The following is a 15,536-nucleotide window of genomic DNA, read 5'->3' as shown; positions in this document are numbered from 1 at the left end:
TCGCTCCCTCGCTCTCGCCACGCGGGGCGGCCGGTGTCACAAGATAGAAATTCGTCCGGGGAATACCGGCCGTATGGACATCAAATACGACCTTTCGAGCTACACGCGCGTGTTGAAACTCGCCAGCACGCCATCGTGGGAGGAGTTCTCGCGTATCGCGCTGATCGCGGGCGCGGGAATCCTCCTCGTCGGCATCGTCGGCTTCCTGATCTTCACCGTGATGAGTTTCCTCCCGGGGGGTGTCTGAGATGGGGATGTACGCCGTCAAGACGACCGCGAGCCAGGAGCGCACCGTCGCCGACATGATCATGGAGCGCGAGGCGGATGACATCCACGCCGCGCTCGCGCCCGACTCGCTGACGAGCTACGTGATGGTCGAGGCCGACGATCACGCGATCCTCGAACGCGTGCTCGACGAGATCCCCCACGCCCGCAACCTCGTTCCCGGCGAGTCCTCGATCGCGGAGGTCGAACACTTCCTCTCGCCGAAACCCGACGTCGAGGGGATCGCCGAGAGCGACATCGTCGAGCTCGTCGCCGGCCCGTTCAAGGGCGAGAAGGCACAGGTCCAGCGCATCGACGAGGGGAAGGATCAGGTGACGGTCGAACTGTACGAGGCGACGGTCCCGATTCCCGTCACCGTCCGTGGCGACCAGATCCGCGTGCTGGACAGCGAGGAACGCTGAGAGGTCCTTCGCACAGTTCGAACTGGTTTTCGCCCGCGAGAAGCGCGAAGAACGATACTCACCAACCCACGAACGGCGCAGTGCGCCGTAAGCGGATCGCGAGGAAGCTGACGATTTCTCTTCCCGACCGGTATGCCCGATCGTGAAATACGGCGGACGATCGGAAACCGCTATACGCTAACGATTCTCCCTTTGAATCAGTGACGCCGAACGAGTCGTTTCGCGTCGATCCGCACGTCAAAGTTCTCGACGAGCACGTGGTCCGTCGAGCCAAACGGTACGGTCTCGACGCGCTGGTCTACGCGCCCCATTTCACTCAGCTATCGGATATCCGCGCGAAAGCGCGCGAATACACCGACGACGAACTGCTGGTGGTGCCGGGTCGCGAGCTGTTCACGGGATCGTGGCGCAACCGGCGACACGTCCTCGCGCTCGGGCTCGACGAGCCAATCCCTGATTTCCTCACACTCGCGGGTACGATGGCCGAACTCCGCCGCCAGAACGCGGTCGTTCTGGTTCCCCACCCGGAGTTCCTCAACGTCAGTCTCGATCGTGCAGCCATCGACCGGTATCGTGAGATCGTCGATGCCGTCGAGATCTACAACCCGAAACTCTGGGCCCACCACAACCGCCGCGCGCGCTCGATCGCCGCCTCGCTCTCGCTCCCGACGTTCGGCTCCTCGTACGCCCACCGCAAGCGGACGGTCGGCGAGGTCTGGACGGCGTTCGAGCGAGCGATCGACGGTGTAGACGACTTACTGACGGCGTTTCGCGAGGAAGCTCCCCGGTGCGTCGAGCACCGAACGGGGGCGATCCATCGCCTGCGTCGTGCCGCGGAGTTCGCACATCTGGGCTACGAAAACAGCGTGACGAAGTTCGATCGGCTCGTTCTCTCCGGCACCGAGCCGACCCATCCTGCACAGGAGTATTACGAGGGACGGTTCGACGACGTACGAGTCTACTGATTCCGGCGCAGAAGGACGAACGCGCTCGCGAGAACGGCGACGAGCGCAAGTCCGATCCCGAAGCCCGGTCCGTTGGAACTGCTCGTCGTGTTGGCGGCCGCCTCGGTCGCCGTGGCGGTCGGGGTCGGCGTAGGCGTCGGCGTCTGGACGTCGCCGACCGGGGCGAGAACGCTCGCGTTGTCGATATCCTCTGCTTCGGCGACGACCCGGTCCTGCTCGATGTTGACGAAGTTCACGCCGTCGGGTTGGCTCCAGTTGCCCTCGAAGCGCCACATCCGGAGGCTGTTCTCGGTCACGTTCGCGCGCGTCACGTTCGCCTCGTCGTAGCCGATGCCGAGCCGGAGCGAGCTGTTGTCGCTCGTGGCGACCGCGCCGAGGCGCTGGCCGACCGTCGAGCGGTTGTCGAGCCCGCCCGGCGGCGAGCCGACGCCCGTGAGCGCGACGTCGCTGGCGGTGAACGAGGCGTTGTCCGTCGAGCCCGTCGCGAAGCCCGTGCCGGTGACGGTCGTGTTGCCGACGGCGTAGAGGCTCCAGCGGTCGTTGTCGGTCGCGGTGACGTTCTCGACGCGTGCGTCGCTCGCGGCGCGCAGGCGGATGCCGTGGCGGTCGTTGCCGCTCGCGTCGACGTCCTCGATGCTACCGTTCGCGACGTCGAGATACTGGACGCCGGTCGTCCAGCCGGTCGTCGAGACGTTTCTGACGGTGACGTTCGAGAGGCTCGTCAGCGAGTTGTTCACCTTCACGCCGACGCTCCCGTTGGCGTTCGCGCCACCGATCGTGTGGCCGCCGCCGTCGAAGGTGACGTCGCTCGACAGGATCTGGACGCACGTCGACTGGGAGCTGTTCGCGATGTCGGCGGTGAGCACGTACTCGCCGTCGTCGGCGATCGTCCGACACGAGTCGATGGGTGTCGGCGCGCTCTGTGCGCTCGCGGTGCCGGCGACGCCCGCCGCGAGCAGCGCGAAAACGACCACACAGACGCCGACGGTTCTGCCTGCAGTCATCGTTTCCTGTGATTCGCTCGCCGGTGATACCTGTTCTGCTCTCGGCTCAGGCGAACCCCATCACGTTCAGGCGAGCCCGCTCGCGCGCAGGCCGCTCGCGACGAGCCGGCGCGGGAGATCGTACGCGAGCGCGGCGGCGACGACGAGCTCGAACGCCGTGATGAGCACCATCAGCCCGCCGGCGTAGCGACTCCGTGCAGAGACGCCGACCGGGACGTCGAACTCGGCGCGATCGAACGGGTAGAACAGTGCGATCCCTCGCTTCGATCCGAACAGGTCGAGCACGTAGTGGGTGGCGACGCCGATCCAGACGAACTGGAGGTTGCCGAAGTAGTGCGGATAGACGAAGAAGAGCACCAGAACGGGGAGGTTGTGCAGCGTCTTGCGGTGGGTGCCGAAGGCGGTGTCGACGTCGGGGATGAGCGCGCCGAGGGTGACGGGCACGCCGATGGCGACTGCCGCTCGGACCGTCGCAGCGTCGAGCGTCGGATGTGCGAGACAGGCGAGCCCGACGCTCAGGACGATCGCGTTGAGCACGTGGCCGCGCTTGTTCATTCTCGATTCTTCCGATGCGGGTGTCCCCTAAGTCGCTTCCTGCTCGCGATCGTCGAGCGACTCGAGCACCGCGGTGAGCGCACGCCGGGCGATCTTCTCCTTGACCTCCGTGCGCGTGCCGTCGAAGACGTGATGTTCGACGCCGCTCGTCGACTCGCCGCTGCCCCACTCGCCGGCGTGAGCGACGCCGATGTAGATCGTGCCGACCGGTTTTTCGTCGGTGCCGCCGTCGGGGCCCGCGATGCCCGTCGTGGCGAGCCCCCAGGTCGCATCGGCGGTGTCGCGCGCACCGCGGGCCATCTCGCGGGCGACCGACTCGCTCACCGCGCCGTGGGCGTCGAGACTCTCGCGACTCACGCCCAGCAGCGCGCGCTTGGCACGCGAGGAGTAGGTGACGAGCGACCGATCGAAGTAGTCGCTCGATCCAGGGACGTCGGTCAGCAGCGAGCCCACGAGCCCGCCGGTGCAGGACTCGGCGACCGCGATCGTCGCGTCGCTCTCCCGGAGCGCGTCGCCGAGCCGTCGTTCGATCGCGTCGGCGGCCGTCATAACGGATCGCTCGCCCGCCGCGGGCAAAAACCTCACCCCTCCCGGAGCGGAAAGACCGAATAGGAAGCGACCGTCAGGCGACCTATGGAGTATCAGACGCCGCAGTTCTTCCGGCTGATGCAGTACGCGGCGGCCGCCGAGCGGGACGTCGTCGAACTGGTCAGCGGCGGCCCCGACTGGAACGCACCCTCGGCGATCGGCGAGGGACTTCACGAGTTCGCCGATCTGGACGGCAACGACTACCAGTATCCACCGAGTGCGGGGCTCACGGAGCTCCGCGAGGAGATCGCCGCCCGGCGCGGCGTCGCCATCGAAAATGTCGTCGTCACCAACGGGGCCGGCGAGGCGAACTCGCTCGCGCTGGCGGCGGCGCTCGACCGCGACGCGGGGAGAGAGGTGCTACTCACCGATCCGGTCTATCCCTACTACCCCGGCAAGACACAGCTGTTCGGCGGCGTTCCCCGCTACGTCCCGGTCGACGCCGACGGCTCGCTCGATCCCGCCGCCGTCCGCGAGCGCGCGAGCGACGAGATGGCGGCCATCGTCGTCAACACGCCGAACAACCCGACGGGAGCGGTCTACGGCGAGGAGACGATGGCCGAACTGGTCGACATCGCCGCGGCACACGACGCGATCCTCGTGAGCGACGAGGTGTACGACCATTTCGACTACACGGGGGAGTTCGCGAGCGCGCTCGCGGTCGATTCGCCACATCGAATCGTGACGAACGCCTTCTCGAAGTCGATGGCCATCACGGGATTTCGCGTCGGCTACGGCGTCTTTCCGAACGAACTGGTCGATGGGGTGCGCAGTCGCCACATGCTCGTCAACGTCGCCGGGAGCCGGCCCGCCCAGTACGCCGTTCTCCGCGCGCTCCGCGGGACCGGGCCCGAGTATTACGAGCGCAACCGCGAGCGCCTCGTGCGCCGCATCGACGGCTTCACCGACGCGCTCGACGACGCCGGCGCGGAGTACACCGCCCCCGACGGCGGGTTCTACGTGATGGCGCGCTTCCCGGAGTTCCCCGGAACGATGGCGAACGCCGAACGGCTCGTCGACGAGGCCGGCGTCGCCGCCATGCCCGGCGAGACCTTCGGCGAGGCGCGCGCCGACTGGTTCCGGTTCGCGCTCGTCTCGCCCGAGATCGAGACGGCGGGTCGCCGACTCGCCGATTTCTTCGGCTGACGGATCGACGCTGCGGATCGTCGAGTGTCGTGTGTCGAGCGCGACGGTAGGCTGAAGGGACGACCGGCCGCGGTCCTGAACGAGAATGACGAATACGTCCGAGTCAACACCATCCACACGAGCGAACAGGGTCGCCGCGGCGTTCGGCGTGCTCTCGATCGTCGTCGCGCTCGGGGCGATCACTGCGGCCATCCTGCTTTCGACGCGATTTTCGTTTTCGACGAGTGCACTGTCCGATCTCGGGCGCGCGAGTTGGGCTTTGACCGCCGTCTTCAATTACGGATTGTTCCTCTCGGGTCTGCTCGCGCTCCCGTTCGCCGTCGTTCTCGCCAGGAACGCCCGCACGCTGCTCCACGCCGCCGGCAGCCTCGCCTTCGCGCTGGCGGCGGTCTGCCTCTCGTCGATCGGTGTCTTCGCGCTGCCCGCCCCGGAGCACGGGCTCGTCGCCGTCGGCTTCTTCCTCGCGTTCACCGTCGCGTTCGTCTTCGACGGCGCTGGCGACGTGCGCACCGGCGCACGGGCTCGCGGTCTCGCGACGCTCGGACTTGCGCTCGTGCACGTTCTCGGCTGGGCGGTGTGGCTCGGTGCGGGCACGCCGGGCGGGCTCGCACTGCCGGAGCTCGTCGGCTTGGCCTGTCTCTCGCTCTGGGTGCTCGCCACGGCAGCGCGGCTGTGGTAGTCAGTCGATGCGCTCGGACGACTGTTCGTGGCGTTTCGCCAGTTCGACGTAATGTTCGCCAGCGTGGATCCACGGCGAATCTTCGACCTCCTTGCGGATCTCGGCGGGCGTCCCGGCGACGAGTGTGTTCGGCGGGACGTCCATCCCTTCCGTGACGACGCTGCCCGCCGCGACGAGGCTCTCCTCGCCGATGTGTGCGTCGCCGAGAACGGTCGCTCTCATCCCGACCATCGCGCGCTCGCCGACCGTGGCCGCGTGGACGATGGCCGTGTGGCCGACGGTCGCGCCGGGGCCGATCTCGCAGCCCTCGTGACAGACCGCGTTGTCTTGGACGTTCGCACCCTTGCGGAGGACGATCTTTCCGGAATCGCCACGGAGGGTGACGTTCGGCCAGACGCTCGCCTCGGCCTCGATCGTGACGTCGCCGATGACGACCGCCGATTCGTCGACGCGCGCCGACTCGTGGATGGTGGGTTCGGTGCCCTCGAACGAACGGATGACCATGCGATCCGCTGTCGCCGCGGGCGCATAAACCCACGCGACCCAGGGAGGAACCTATGTGTGTTCGGTCGATTTCATTCCCCTCTCTTGAACCGGTCGAAGTACGTGTTCTCAGTACGACCGGGGCAGACCGAGGTGGTGTTCGGCGATGAAGTTCTTCGCCATCTCGTTCGAGACGGGCGCGGTCTGTGTGAGTCGGGAGTTTTGCCAGATATCGTAGACCTCGTACTCGGGCGTGAACCCGTTGCCGCCGTGGGTCTGGATCGCCTGCGAGGCCGCCTCGGTGGCGAACTCGCTGGTCAGCAGTTTGGCCGCGTTGGCCTCCATGCCGCAGTCCTCGCCGTCGTCCCACTTCGCGGCGGCGTCGTAGGTGAGCTGCTGGGCGGCGGTGAGCTTGGCGTAGTGTTCGGCCAGCGGATGCTGGATCGCCTGGTGGGCACCGATCGGTTGGCCGAATACCTCGCGATCGTTGGCGTACTCGACCGCAAGATCGATCGCGCGCAGTCCGCCTCCGAGAGCGCTCGCCGCGCCGCCGATGCGCTCGGTGTTGAGGGTGTCGAACAGGAGATAGAGCCCGCCGTCCTCCGCTCCGAGAATACGGTCCTCGTGGACGCGCAGCCCGTCGATATCGACCTGATACTGGGTCTCGAACCACGGCACCGTGGTCTCCACGGGCGTGAGCGAGATCCCGTCCTGATCGGCCGGTTCCGGGACGAGGAACATCGTGACCCCGTGGGTGGGGTTCGAGGGGTCGAGTTCGGACGTGCGCGCGACGAGTAGCATCTCGTCGGCGTTCTCGACGCCGCTGATGAACGTCTTCTGGCCCGAGAGCACGAACTCGTCGCCCGCGTGCCCGCCGGCACGCCCGACGCGTTCGGCCTCGGTGTCGATGTTGAGCGTGTTCGTGCCCGCACGCGGTTCGGTCAGTCCCATGCAGAAGCGCATGTCGCCGTTCGCGATCTTCGGGAGATACTCCTCCTTCTGGGCCTCGGTGCCGTGGCGTTCGATGCCGACGCCGCCGAACACGGGTGTGAGGACGAAGATGATCCCGCCCTGTCCGCCGCCCCGAGAGAGCTCCTCGATCACGATGGCCATCTCGAGCATCCCCATCCCCTCGCCGCCGTACTCCTCGGGGATGGCGACGCCGAGCCAGCCGTTGTCCGCGAGATCCTGCCAGTATTCCTCGGGGAACTGCTTCTCGGTGACGCACTCGCGCCAGTATTCGGCGTCGTACTCGGCGGCGATCTCCCGCGTCGCCTCCCGGATCATCTCGTGTACGTCGGTCTCGAAGGCAGCCATGCACACTGTGAGCGTCCACCACCCATAGTGGTTGTGCCGCTCATCGAAGGGCGACTCGGACGAGCGGCTGTCGCTGTCCCGGCTCCAATCGGAATTTTGAGTGCGCACGAGCGAGTAGCGGCCAGTATGGCAGAGGGAGAGAACCGATATGACCGAGGCTGACGCCGTTTTGAACGCCGAGACGCGGCGCGCGCTCCGCAACTGGGGCCGACGGCTCTTCGCGGTCGGCGCAGGCGTACTGACAGCCCTCGTGCTGCTCGTCCCGATCGCCGTGACGGCGGTGCGGCCGGCTGGCGTGCTGTTCCATCTCGCCGTCACGCTCGTCTTCAGCCTCGTTTTACCGGTTATCGCGGTGTATGTCGCCGTGAGAGCCTACGGACTCACTCACGACGAGGTGATCCGTGTCGGCAAGCGGCTGCTCGGCACGGCCGTCGCGGACATCTCGACGCTCAGCGATCACTCGGACGTCCACCGGTCGGAAACCGACGAGCAACGCGACGACACGAGCGATCCGACGACACTCGTTACGAACTCCGACGACGAGGGCCAACGGTAGTTCGCCCGCGCTCAGAACTCCTCACCGGTCGACCGAAGGGGCTCGTCGAGTCGCTCCGTGGCGTCGGCTTCGAGCTTGTACCGCTGGACCTTGCGCGTCGCGCTCCGGGGGAGTTCGTCGACGAAGAACACCCGTCGGGGATGGGCGTAGCTCGCGACGTGATCGAGCGTGAACTCCCGAAGGGCGTCCTCGCCGAGCTCGGTTCCGTCTTCGGCGACGACGAACGCGACCGGTGCCTCGCCCTTCACCTCGTGATCGGCGGCGACGACTGCGGCTTCAGCGATGTCGGGGTGGTCGTAGAGTGCTTCTTCCACCTCGGCTGGATAGACGTTCTCGCCGCCGACGATCAGCATGTCGTCGGCACGATCGACCATCCAGAAGTAGCCGTCGGCGTCGACGCGCGCGATGTCGTCGGTGTAGAACCAGCCCTCGTCGTCGAACACCTGCTCGGTCTTCTCCGGCCGTTCGTAGTAGCCCGCGAACACCTGCGGGCCGCGGACGGCGATCTCGCCGGTGACGCGCTCGTCGTCCGTAAAATCGATCTCGGGATCGACGAACGGGGTGAGATCGTCGGGCCCGACGAGCGTCTCGCGGGTCGCGGGATCGGCGATCTTGCACTCGATGTTCGGCACCGGCGGGCCGATACAGCCCGCGGCCTTGCGCACCCCGCGTGAGGGTTCGGTCGTGCCCGCGGGCGACGTCTCGGTCATCCCCCACCCCTCGGTCATCGGGACGTCCCAGGCCTCCTCGATCTCCCGCCGGGTCGCGTCCGCGAGCGGCGCGGCCGCGCAGGTGACGCTGTCGAGCGACGAGAGGTCGTACGCGTCGGGATTTCGTCGGTACTCGCGGTGCATCATCGTGTACATCGCCGGGACGCCCGCGAAGTGGGTGATGGCGTGCTCGCCGATGGCGTCGAGCATCGGCTGGGCCTCGGGCTGGGGCTGGAGCACCATCTCCGCGCCCGTGTAGAGGAAGGTGCCCATGACCGCGTTCAGCGCGTAGATGTGGAACAGGGGAAGAACGAGCAACACCGAGTCCTCGGCATCGACGTTGAGACCGCCCGTCGCGTACGACTCGACCGTCGAGAGGAGGTTCCGATGTGTCAGCAACACGCCCTTCGGCTTGCCGGTCGTCCCGGAGGTGTAGGGCTGGCAGGCCACGTCGTCGAACGATCGTTCCGGCCCCGCGAACTCGTCGTCCATCACGTCGAGTTCGTGCGAGAGGTTGACGATGCCCTCCTCGGCGACCCCTGGCAGAAACGTCGTTTCCAGTCCGGCAGCAGCGGCCAGTTCCGTCGCCTCCTCGGCGAGCAGCGGCGAGGCGATCATCGTGTCGACGTCCGCGTCGTCGAGGACGAACGCGAGCGTCTCGGGGTCCATCCGCAGGTTGAGCGGGATCGGCACCGCGCCCGCACGGATCGTCCCGAAGTAGGCGCTCGGGAACTGGAGCGTGTTCGGGACGAACAGTCCGACGCGCTCGTCCAGTTCGACGCCGTGATCGGTGAGCACGTTCGCCACTCGGTTCGCCTCGTCGTCGAGTTCGTCATAGGACTGTTCCTCGCCGAAGGCGACGAACGCCGTCTTCTCGCCGTAGCGATGGGCCGCCATCGCCGGGAGGTCGCCCATCCGTCGAAGGGGGCCGCCGTCGTGATACTCCATGGTATGGTACGACACGTCGAGCGCGGCGTATTAAGTGTTCGTGCGGGAGCGGCGCTAACGGCTGTAGTAGCGGACGCCGTCGACGAGTTCCGTTTCGATTCTGTCCCTGTCGGCGAGATGGGCGAGCACCGCGACCGTCTCGGGAAGGAGGTTGGTGGGATCGTCGTCGTCCGTCCGTCGGGTGACGACGTCGGCGGCGGTCCGTGGCTCGTCGAGCGATTCGACCGTGTTGTCGAGCAGTCGGTCGAGGCTCTGGCGGTCGCGCTCGATGGTGCGCTCGAATGCGGTGTGGACGGGGCCGTGGCCGGGGTAGACCCGGTCCGGATCGAGCGCCGCGAGACGGTCGAGCGCGCCGTAGAACGCCCCGATCGCCTCCTCGACGCCGCGATCGAGTCCCGTGTGGAGAGTGACGGGGCGGAACGATTCGATGGCCATGTCGCCGGCGAGGAGCGCCCGCTCGCCGTCGAGTTCGACCGCGAAACAGCAGTGATCGGCCTGGTGGCCGGGCGTGTGGAGCACGTCGACCGGCACGCCACCGACGTCGTACGATCCGCCGTCCTCGACCCAGACGTCGACCGCGTCCGGCGGGAGGAGATCGCGGTTGCGTTCGAGCGATTCGACGGCCATCTCGACTGCCCGTTCGTGGTCGTCGCCCGTCAGACCAGCGCGCGTCGCGTTCTCCGCGACGACGGCGGCGAGATCGTCGCTGTCGCGCGCGAACCGCTCGCGGACCCCGACGGGCGCGTAGACGGTGGGGTCGGCCGCCGCGATCACGGCGTTGGTCTGGCCGATGTGGTCGATATGGGGATGGGTGAGGACGAGCTGATCGATCTCCGCGAGCTCGTAATCGACCGCCGCGAGCGCCTCGCGGAGCTGGCGTTCGCTGTCGTCGCCCGGCATGCCGGCATCGACGAGCGTCGGCCGCTCGCAGTCGACGAGATAGCTCGCGACGTGGCCTGGTGGCCAGTCGACGTCGAACTCGATGCGGTGGACCGCCGTCGCCCGCTCGCGTTGGGCCATTGTCCCCGAGAGTCCCGTGGCGCGAATAAACGTGACGCCCCCGGCCGTGTAGTGGGGTAACCACGGATACGGCGCAGTAGTTTGAAATCATGTGGGTGCGAGACACATGCATGGAGATCGACGTCGGCGAGGAGATCGACGGTGAGACCGCCCGCGCGCTCGCCACCGCGGTCTCGGAGCATCTCGGACGATCGGTCGAACTCGTCGCGGACGGCGAACGGATCGCCGACGCCGGCGAGGGTGACTGGAACGAGGCCGGCACGGTGATGACCGACCGCGAGCAGCGCCTTCGCGACGATATCGAAGACGTCCTCACGGGCGGACCGGAGCGCGGCCACGGGAAGATCGCGGATCTCGGCAAACTGTTCGTCCGCGATCGCCTGGAGATGGTCTTCGACCGGATCGAGTACGAGGACGGCACGTTCGCACGCCACAGCGACGATGACGACCTCGCGGCCGACGGGCTGCTGACCGGGGTGGGGCTGATCGACGATCGCCGGGTGGCCTTCACCGCGAACGATTACACCGTGAAGGCGGGCTCGCTCGGCACTGCTGGTGTCGAGAAAGTCATCCGCATCGAGGAGCGCGCGATGGAGCTCGACATCCCGATGCTCAGGCTGATCGACTCGACCGGCGCGCGTCTGGATGCCGCCGAGCGCGATCCTGGTGACACCCACATGGGTCGCTATCACGGCGGGAGGATGTTCTACAACCAGTGTCGGCTCTCCGGGCAAGTCCCCCAGATCGGTGTGCTCTACGGCCCCGACATCGCCGGCTCGGCGTACACACCGGTCTTCTGTGATTTCCTGATCATGGTCGAGGGGATCTCGGGGATGGCCATCGCCTCGCCGCGCATCGTCGCGGCGATGACCGGCGAGGAGGTCGACATGCAGTCGCTCGGCGGACCGGAGGTACACGCGACCCGCAGCGGGAGCGCCGATCTCGTCGTTCCCGACGAGCAGGCCGCCGCCGAGACGGCCCGCGATCTCCTCTCGTATCTCCCGCAGAACTACGCCGAGAAACCGCCCGAGAGCGCGCCTGCACCGCCGCTGAAGAATCCGAAGGGTCTCGACGGCGTGATCCCGGAAGCGCCGAACGAGGCCTACGACGTTCACGACTCCATCGATCGGCTCGTCGACAGGGAGTCGTTCTTCGAACTCAAACCCCGATTCGCGCCCGAACTCGTGACGGGGCTGGCGCGCATCGACGGCCGACCGGTGGGGATCGTGGCGAACCAGCCGAACCGGATCAGTGGGGCGATCTTCCCGGATTCGGCCGACAAGGGCGCGGGTTTCGTCTGGACCTGTGACGCCTTCAACATCCCGCTGATCTATCTCTGCGACACGCCGGGGTTCATGATCGGCTCGCAGGTCGAGCGCGAGGGCGTGCTCCGGAAGGGCCGGAAGCTCATCTACGCGACGGCGAACGCACAGGTACCCAAGTTCTGCGTCATCACGAGAAAGGCCTACGGCGCGGGGATCTACGCGATGTGCGGACCGGCCTTCGGGGCCGACGCGACGCTCGCGCTCCCGTCCGCCGAGATCTCCGTGATGGGACCCGACGCGGCGGTCCACGCCCTCTTCGGCGAGCAGATCGCCGAGCTCGACGGGGAGGCGCGCGAGCAGTTCGTCGAGAGCGCGAAAGAAGAGTTCGAGAACTACGTCGACATCGAGGCCCAGGCCTCGAACATGGAGGTCGACGAACTGCTCCCCGCCGGCGACCTGCGCGAACAGTTGAAAGCCCGCCTCGCCGCGTTCGCCACCAAGCGCCGTGACGATCGCCCGCGCCACCACGGCACCGTCCTGTTCTAAGGTGCGAACGCCCGGTGTGCGCCCCGTATCGCCCGCCACAGCCGCTCGCGGTCGGGAGCGAACGCGAGATGGGACTCACAGTTACAGTCTGAGGCACCGAATTCCGGAACTGGCTGGCGGGGAAGCGCGTCGGCGACCGCACATTCGATGTCCGCCTCGGCCGTCCGCGCGACCGCCGCGACGGTCGTTTCGGCGTGACCGAGCAGGTAGTCGATATGCCAGTGACGGGTGTCGTTCTCGCCGGCGGCGACCGCGCGGTGGCGCTCGATGCGTGTGAATCCACCCGTGCCGAACGCGCTGCCGGTGTAGGCGTACCAGCCAGGCTCGAAGACGTGGTCGCCGAGCGCGCCGACGGTGATCGTCGTGCGCTCGGGCATCGCGACGAGCAGGGTGTACGTTCCGCCGGGCATGATCGATCGATGGCTCCCGATCGCCTAACGGTCACGGAACTCGCTCGTCGCAGGGGTTCATCGGTCGCTCAGAACGGCGTCGGCGCGAGCAGCTGGCCGCCATCGACGGTGAAGTAGCCGCCGGTGACGTAGGCGGCTGCGGGACTAGCGAGGAAGAGCACCGTCGGGACGCAGTCGGCGGGTGTGCCGAACCGGTCGGCGGGCACGTCGTCGAGGAACGCGTCGGGCAGTTCGCCGCCGGCGGCTTCGGTGACGCCCTCGGTTTCGACGATTCCCGGTGCGACCGTGTTCGCCCGGATTCCACAACTGGCCCACTCGCTCGCGACCGTCTGCATCAGGTTGTGGACGCCGGCCTTGCCCGCGCCGGAGTGGGCGTGATACGGTGCGCCCCTGACGGAGTTAGTCGCGCCCATCGAGACGATCGCGCCGCCGCCCTCGTCGATCATCTGCTCGCCTACGGCGAAGGTGCAGTAGGCCGTCCCGTCGAGGATCGTGCCGACGACCGCGCGCCATCCGTTCGGCGTGAGCGATTCGGTCGGCCCGAGGAAGTTCGCGCCCGCGTTGTTCACCAGAACGTCGATGCCGCCGAGTTCTTCGACCACCGTATCGACCATCGCCTCGACCGCGTCGTACTCACGGACGTCGACGGTGGTCGCACACGCTTCGACCCCTCGCTCTTCGATCTCGTCGGCGACGGGTTCGAGGTGGTCCAGTTCGCGGCTGGCGATGGCTACGTCCGCACCACACTCGGCGAGACCGAGCGCGATCGCCCGGCCAATTCCTGTTCCGCCGCCAGTCACGAGCGCGACCTCGCCCGCGAGGAGATCGTCGGCGAAAAGCTCCTCGACGGGCGGCGTTGGGCCGAGCCCCGCCATCAGTCCAACCCCATGATGGCGCGTGCCTCGTCGGGCGTCGCCGGCTCGCGACCCACCGAATCAGCGAGTGTGGCCGCGTGCGCGACGAGCTCGGCGTTGGTCGCCATCTCGCCGTCCGGCAGGTAGAAGTTGTCCTCCAGACCGACGCGGACGTTGCCGCCCATCGAGAGCGCCGCGGCGACGAGCGGCCACTGGTCCCGACTGATCCCGATGACCTGCCAGTTCGCGCTCGCGGGGAGCTGGCGCACCTGATGGGCCAAGTTCTCGACGGTCGCCGGGATTCCGCCGAGCACGCCCATGATGAGGCTGAACTGAAGCGGGTGGGTGAGCTCGCTCTGCTCCAGAAGCGGCCGCGTGTTCCCGACGTGGCCGGTGTCGAAACACTCCAGTTCCGGGCGCACACCTGCCTCCTCCATCGCGGTGACGAACCGACGGATCTCGTCGAAGGGGTTCTCGAACACCATGTCGAAGACGAATTCATCCCGACTGTCGGAGTATTTCGCGTAGTTCATCGACCCCATGTTGAGCGCGGCGATCTCCGGCCCGACCTCCTCGACGTACTCGATGCGCTCCTCGGGCGGCACGTCGAGCGCACCCGTCGAGAAGTTGATGACGATATCGGTGCGCTCGCGGATCTCGTCGTGGATCTCCCGATAGACGTCGGTGTCGAACGTCGGGCTTCCGTTCTCGGTGCGGGCATGGATATGGGCGATCGCCGCCCCCGCCTCGCGCGCCGCGGCGGCGTCCTCAGCGATCTCCGCTGGCGTGTAGGGGATCTCTTCACACTGATCGCGGGTGGTGAGCGCGCCCGTGAGCGCCGCCGAGATAATCGTTCTGTCGGGATCGTTGCCTTTGACGGATTCTTGCTCTCGTATCGTCATGGGTTCTCCATCTATCGGTCGCTCCAGTCGGGGTCCTCGTCCATCAGGAAGGCGTTGATCCCCTCCTCCGTGTCCTCGCTCATGGCGATCAGCGCGATGATCTCGCGCATGTAGGACAGGGCCTCGTCGAAGCCCATGTCGCGCTGTGTGTAGTAGGCCCGCTTGCCCATCTCGATCAGCACCGGCGAGGAGGCCGCGAGATCGTCCACCAGTTCGTCGAGTTCGCTCTCGAAATCGCTCTCCGAGACGACATCGGTCGTCAACCCCATCTCGTGGGCGCTCGCGGCGTCGATATGCTCGCCGGTGAAGAGGAGCTTCAGCCCGCGCTTTTCCGAAACGGTGCGCATGATCGGGACGAGTGCCTGTGCGGGGAACAGGCCGATGTCGACCTCCGGCGTACCGAACGTGGCCGCCTCGCTCGCGAGCAGCATGTCACACGCCGCGGCGAGCCCCATCCCGCCCGCGAGACAGTAACCCTCGACGGCCGCCACGGTCAGCGCGCGCGTCTCGACGAGTCGCTCCATCAGTCGCGACAGCCCCGTGAACCCCTCACGATAGGTCTGTGGCCCCGCACCGAAGTTCGCGGCCATGCTCTTCAGATCGCCGCCAGAGCAGAAGGTCCCGCCCGCACCGCGGACGACGACCACCCGCGCCGCTCCCGCGTCGGCGACCGCGAGCACGTCGAGCAGCCCCTCGATCACCGCCTCGTTCAGCGCGTTGCGCTCGTCGGGCCGGTCGATCGTCGCCCGGATCACCAGTCCGTCGTCGCTCTCGCTCACGGCGAGCGCGTCGTTTCCCGCCGCCGTTCGCTCGGTCATCCCTTTTCACTCCGGTCTCCCCGTCGGCTGTCGGTGCTCATCTCGCAATCCACCTGTCTGTGAACAACTCACACTGATGGGTGT

The 15,536-nt window shown here is 67.2% G+C and carries 18 protein-coding genes; 7 read left to right on the top strand and 11 right to left on the bottom strand.

Annotation, left to right across the window (positions count from 1 at the left end):
- The first annotated feature begins 73 nt into the window (after nt 1-73).
- The 3 genes from C451_RS14170 (at nt 74) to C451_RS14160 (ending at nt 1,651) form a co-directional block, all read left to right on the top strand.
- Nucleotides 74-247, top strand: coding sequence for a protein translocase SEC61 complex subunit gamma (locus C451_RS14170; RefSeq protein ID WP_007741602.1), 174 nt, complete (start codon nt 74-76; stop codon nt 245-247).
- A 1-nt stretch (nt 248) separates the two neighbouring features.
- Entirely contained in the window at nt 249-686 is a 438-nt protein-coding gene (locus C451_RS14165) for a transcription elongation factor Spt5 (protein WP_007741601.1), read from the top strand.
- 200 nt (nt 687-886) lie between these two features.
- The gene (locus C451_RS14160) at nt 887-1,651 is read left to right on the top strand and encodes a PHP-associated domain-containing protein (protein WP_007741600.1); all 765 of its coding nucleotides are present in this window, start codon (nt 887-889) and stop codon (nt 1,649-1,651) included.
- On the opposite strand, the gene C451_RS14155 is transcribed toward C451_RS14160, so the two are convergent.
- The 3 genes from C451_RS14155 to C451_RS14145 form a co-directional block, all read right to left on the bottom strand.
- Complete coding sequence (locus C451_RS14155; RefSeq protein WP_007741599.1) at nt 1,645-2,655, bottom strand: PGF-CTERM sorting domain-containing protein; 1,011 nt, start codon at nt 2,653-2,655, stop codon at nt 1,645-1,647. The genes C451_RS14160 and C451_RS14155 overlap by 7 nt on opposite strands.
- A gap of 66 nt (nt 2,656-2,721) precedes the next feature.
- Nucleotides 2,722-3,210 carry a metal-dependent hydrolase gene (locus tag C451_RS14150; RefSeq protein ID WP_007741598.1) on the bottom strand — a complete coding sequence of 163 codons (489 nt, stop codon included), beginning with the start codon at nt 3,208-3,210 and terminating at the stop codon, nt 2,722-2,724.
- 27 nt (nt 3,211-3,237) lie between these two features.
- On the bottom strand, nt 3,238-3,759 hold the full coding sequence (locus tag C451_RS14145) for a CinA family protein (RefSeq protein ID WP_007741597.1): 522 nt from the start codon (nt 3,757-3,759) through the stop codon (nt 3,238-3,240).
- An 84-nt stretch (nt 3,760-3,843) separates the two neighbouring features.
- Here C451_RS14145 and C451_RS14140 point away from each other — a divergent pair, with 84 nt between their 5' ends.
- Together C451_RS14140 and C451_RS14135 are read left to right on the top strand one after the other, a co-directional pair.
- The gene (locus C451_RS14140) at nt 3,844-4,944 is read left to right on the top strand and encodes a pyridoxal phosphate-dependent aminotransferase (protein WP_007741596.1); all 1,101 of its coding nucleotides are present in this window, start codon (nt 3,844-3,846) and stop codon (nt 4,942-4,944) included.
- A gap of 85 nt (nt 4,945-5,029) precedes the next feature.
- Nucleotides 5,030-5,623 carry a DUF998 domain-containing protein gene (locus C451_RS14135; RefSeq protein ID WP_007741595.1) on the top strand — a complete coding sequence of 198 codons (594 nt, stop codon included), beginning with the start codon at nt 5,030-5,032 and terminating at the stop codon, nt 5,621-5,623.
- Here C451_RS14135 and C451_RS14130 read toward each other — a convergent pair whose 3' ends face one another.
- Nucleotides 5,624-6,127, bottom strand: a complete 504-nt coding sequence (locus C451_RS14130; RefSeq protein WP_007741590.1) for a gamma carbonic anhydrase family protein — start codon at nt 6,125-6,127, stop codon at nt 5,624-5,626. It abuts the gene before it with no gap.
- Between the two features lie 108 nt (nt 6,128-6,235).
- Complete coding sequence (locus C451_RS14125) at nt 6,236-7,423, bottom strand: acyl-CoA dehydrogenase family protein (protein WP_007741589.1); 1,188 nt, start codon at nt 7,421-7,423, stop codon at nt 6,236-6,238.
- Nucleotides 7,424-7,571: 148 nt separating this feature from the next.
- Between C451_RS14125 and C451_RS14120 the strand changes: the two genes are divergently transcribed.
- The gene (locus tag C451_RS14120) at nt 7,572-7,979 is read left to right on the top strand and encodes a hypothetical protein (RefSeq protein WP_007741587.1); all 408 of its coding nucleotides are present in this window, start codon (nt 7,572-7,574) and stop codon (nt 7,977-7,979) included.
- 11 nt (nt 7,980-7,990) lie between these two features.
- Here the strand turns inward: C451_RS14120 and C451_RS14115 are convergent, their stop codons facing one another.
- Both C451_RS14115 and C451_RS14110 read right to left on the bottom strand, forming a co-directional pair.
- Complete coding sequence (locus C451_RS14115) at nt 7,991-9,637, bottom strand: class I adenylate-forming enzyme family protein (protein WP_007741586.1); 1,647 nt, start codon at nt 9,635-9,637, stop codon at nt 7,991-7,993.
- Between the two features lie 54 nt (nt 9,638-9,691).
- A complete protein-coding gene (locus C451_RS14110) occupies nt 9,692-10,657 on the bottom strand; it encodes an MBL fold metallo-hydrolase (RefSeq protein ID WP_007741579.1) in 966 nt (321 codons plus the stop codon).
- A 110-nt stretch (nt 10,658-10,767) separates the two neighbouring features.
- Here C451_RS14110 and C451_RS14105 point away from each other — a divergent pair, with 110 nt between their 5' ends.
- Nucleotides 10,768-12,468: an acyl-CoA carboxylase subunit beta gene (locus C451_RS14105; protein ID WP_007741577.1), complete on the top strand. Its 1,701-nt coding sequence runs from the start codon at nt 10,768-10,770 to the stop codon at nt 12,466-12,468.
- On the opposite strand, the gene C451_RS14100 is transcribed toward C451_RS14105, so the two are convergent.
- The 4 genes from C451_RS14100 to C451_RS14085 all read right to left on the bottom strand — a co-directional run bounded on the left by C451_RS14100 (nt 12,465) and on the right by C451_RS14085 (nt 15,452).
- On the bottom strand, nt 12,465-12,878 hold the full coding sequence (locus C451_RS14100; RefSeq protein ID WP_007741575.1) for a GIY-YIG nuclease family protein: 414 nt from the start codon (nt 12,876-12,878) through the stop codon (nt 12,465-12,467). The genes C451_RS14105 and C451_RS14100 overlap by 4 nt on opposite strands.
- 68 nt (nt 12,879-12,946) lie before the next feature.
- The gene (locus C451_RS14095) at nt 12,947-13,753 is read right to left on the bottom strand and encodes an SDR family oxidoreductase (RefSeq protein ID WP_007741573.1); all 807 of its coding nucleotides are present in this window, start codon (nt 13,751-13,753) and stop codon (nt 12,947-12,949) included.
- Entirely contained in the window at nt 13,753-14,634 is an 882-nt protein-coding gene (locus tag C451_RS14090) for a BKACE family enzyme (protein WP_007741570.1), read from the bottom strand. The genes C451_RS14095 and C451_RS14090 overlap by 1 nt, the downstream gene beginning before the upstream one ends.
- An 11-nt stretch (nt 14,635-14,645) precedes the next feature.
- The gene (locus C451_RS14085; protein WP_007741568.1) at nt 14,646-15,452 is read right to left on the bottom strand and encodes an enoyl-CoA hydratase/isomerase family protein; all 807 of its coding nucleotides are present in this window, start codon (nt 15,450-15,452) and stop codon (nt 14,646-14,648) included.
- Between the last annotated feature and the right edge of the window lie 84 nt (nt 15,453-15,536).

This window comes from Halococcus thailandensis JCM 13552 (assembly GCF_000336715.1).
Lineage (GTDB): Archaea > Halobacteriota > Halobacteria > Halobacteriales > Halococcaceae > Halococcus > Halococcus thailandensis.
Note: the sequence above shows the minus strand (reverse complement) of the source record. Positions and strands in the feature narration are given on the sequence as shown.

Coding starts and splice junctions, on each gene's coding strand:
- C451_RS14170 (WP_007741602.1), top strand. CDS start 74: ATGGACATCAAATACGACCTTTCGAGCTACACGCGCGTGTTGAAACTC.
- C451_RS14165 (WP_007741601.1), top strand. CDS start 249: ATGGGGATGTACGCCGTCAAGACGACCGCGAGCCAGGAGCGCACCGTC.
- C451_RS14155 (WP_007741599.1), bottom strand. CDS start 2,655: ATGACTGCAGGCAGAACCGTCGGCGTCTGTGTGGTCGTTTTCGCGCTG.
- C451_RS14150 (WP_007741598.1), bottom strand. CDS start 3,210: ATGAACAAGCGCGGCCACGTGCTCAACGCGATCGTCCTGAGCGTCGGG.
- C451_RS14145 (WP_007741597.1), bottom strand. CDS start 3,759: ATGACGGCCGCCGACGCGATCGAACGACGGCTCGGCGACGCGCTCCGG.
- C451_RS14140 (WP_007741596.1), top strand. CDS start 3,844: ATGGAGTATCAGACGCCGCAGTTCTTCCGGCTGATGCAGTACGCGGCG.
- C451_RS14135 (WP_007741595.1), top strand. CDS start 5,030: ATGACGAATACGTCCGAGTCAACACCATCCACACGAGCGAACAGGGTC.
- C451_RS14130 (WP_007741590.1), bottom strand. CDS start 6,127: ATGGTCATCCGTTCGTTCGAGGGCACCGAACCCACCATCCACGAGTCG.
- C451_RS14125 (WP_007741589.1), bottom strand. CDS start 7,423: ATGGCTGCCTTCGAGACCGACGTACACGAGATGATCCGGGAGGCGACG.
- C451_RS14120 (WP_007741587.1), top strand. CDS start 7,572: ATGACCGAGGCTGACGCCGTTTTGAACGCCGAGACGCGGCGCGCGCTC.
- C451_RS14115 (WP_007741586.1), bottom strand. CDS start 9,637: ATGGAGTATCACGACGGCGGCCCCCTTCGACGGATGGGCGACCTCCCG.
- C451_RS14110 (WP_007741579.1), bottom strand. CDS start 10,657: ATGGCCCAACGCGAGCGGGCGACGGCGGTCCACCGCATCGAGTTCGAC.
- C451_RS14105 (WP_007741577.1), top strand. CDS start 10,768: ATGGAGATCGACGTCGGCGAGGAGATCGACGGTGAGACCGCCCGCGCG.
- C451_RS14100 (WP_007741575.1), bottom strand. CDS start 12,878: ATGCCCGGCGGAACGTACACCCTGCTCGTCGCGATGCCCGAGCGCACG.
- C451_RS14095 (WP_007741573.1), bottom strand. CDS start 13,753: ATGGCGGGGCTCGGCCCAACGCCGCCCGTCGAGGAGCTTTTCGCCGAC.
- C451_RS14090 (WP_007741570.1), bottom strand. CDS start 14,634: ATGACGATACGAGAGCAAGAATCCGTCAAAGGCAACGATCCCGACAGA.
- C451_RS14085 (WP_007741568.1), bottom strand. CDS start 15,452: ATGACCGAGCGAACGGCGGCGGGAAACGACGCGCTCGCCGTGAGCGAG.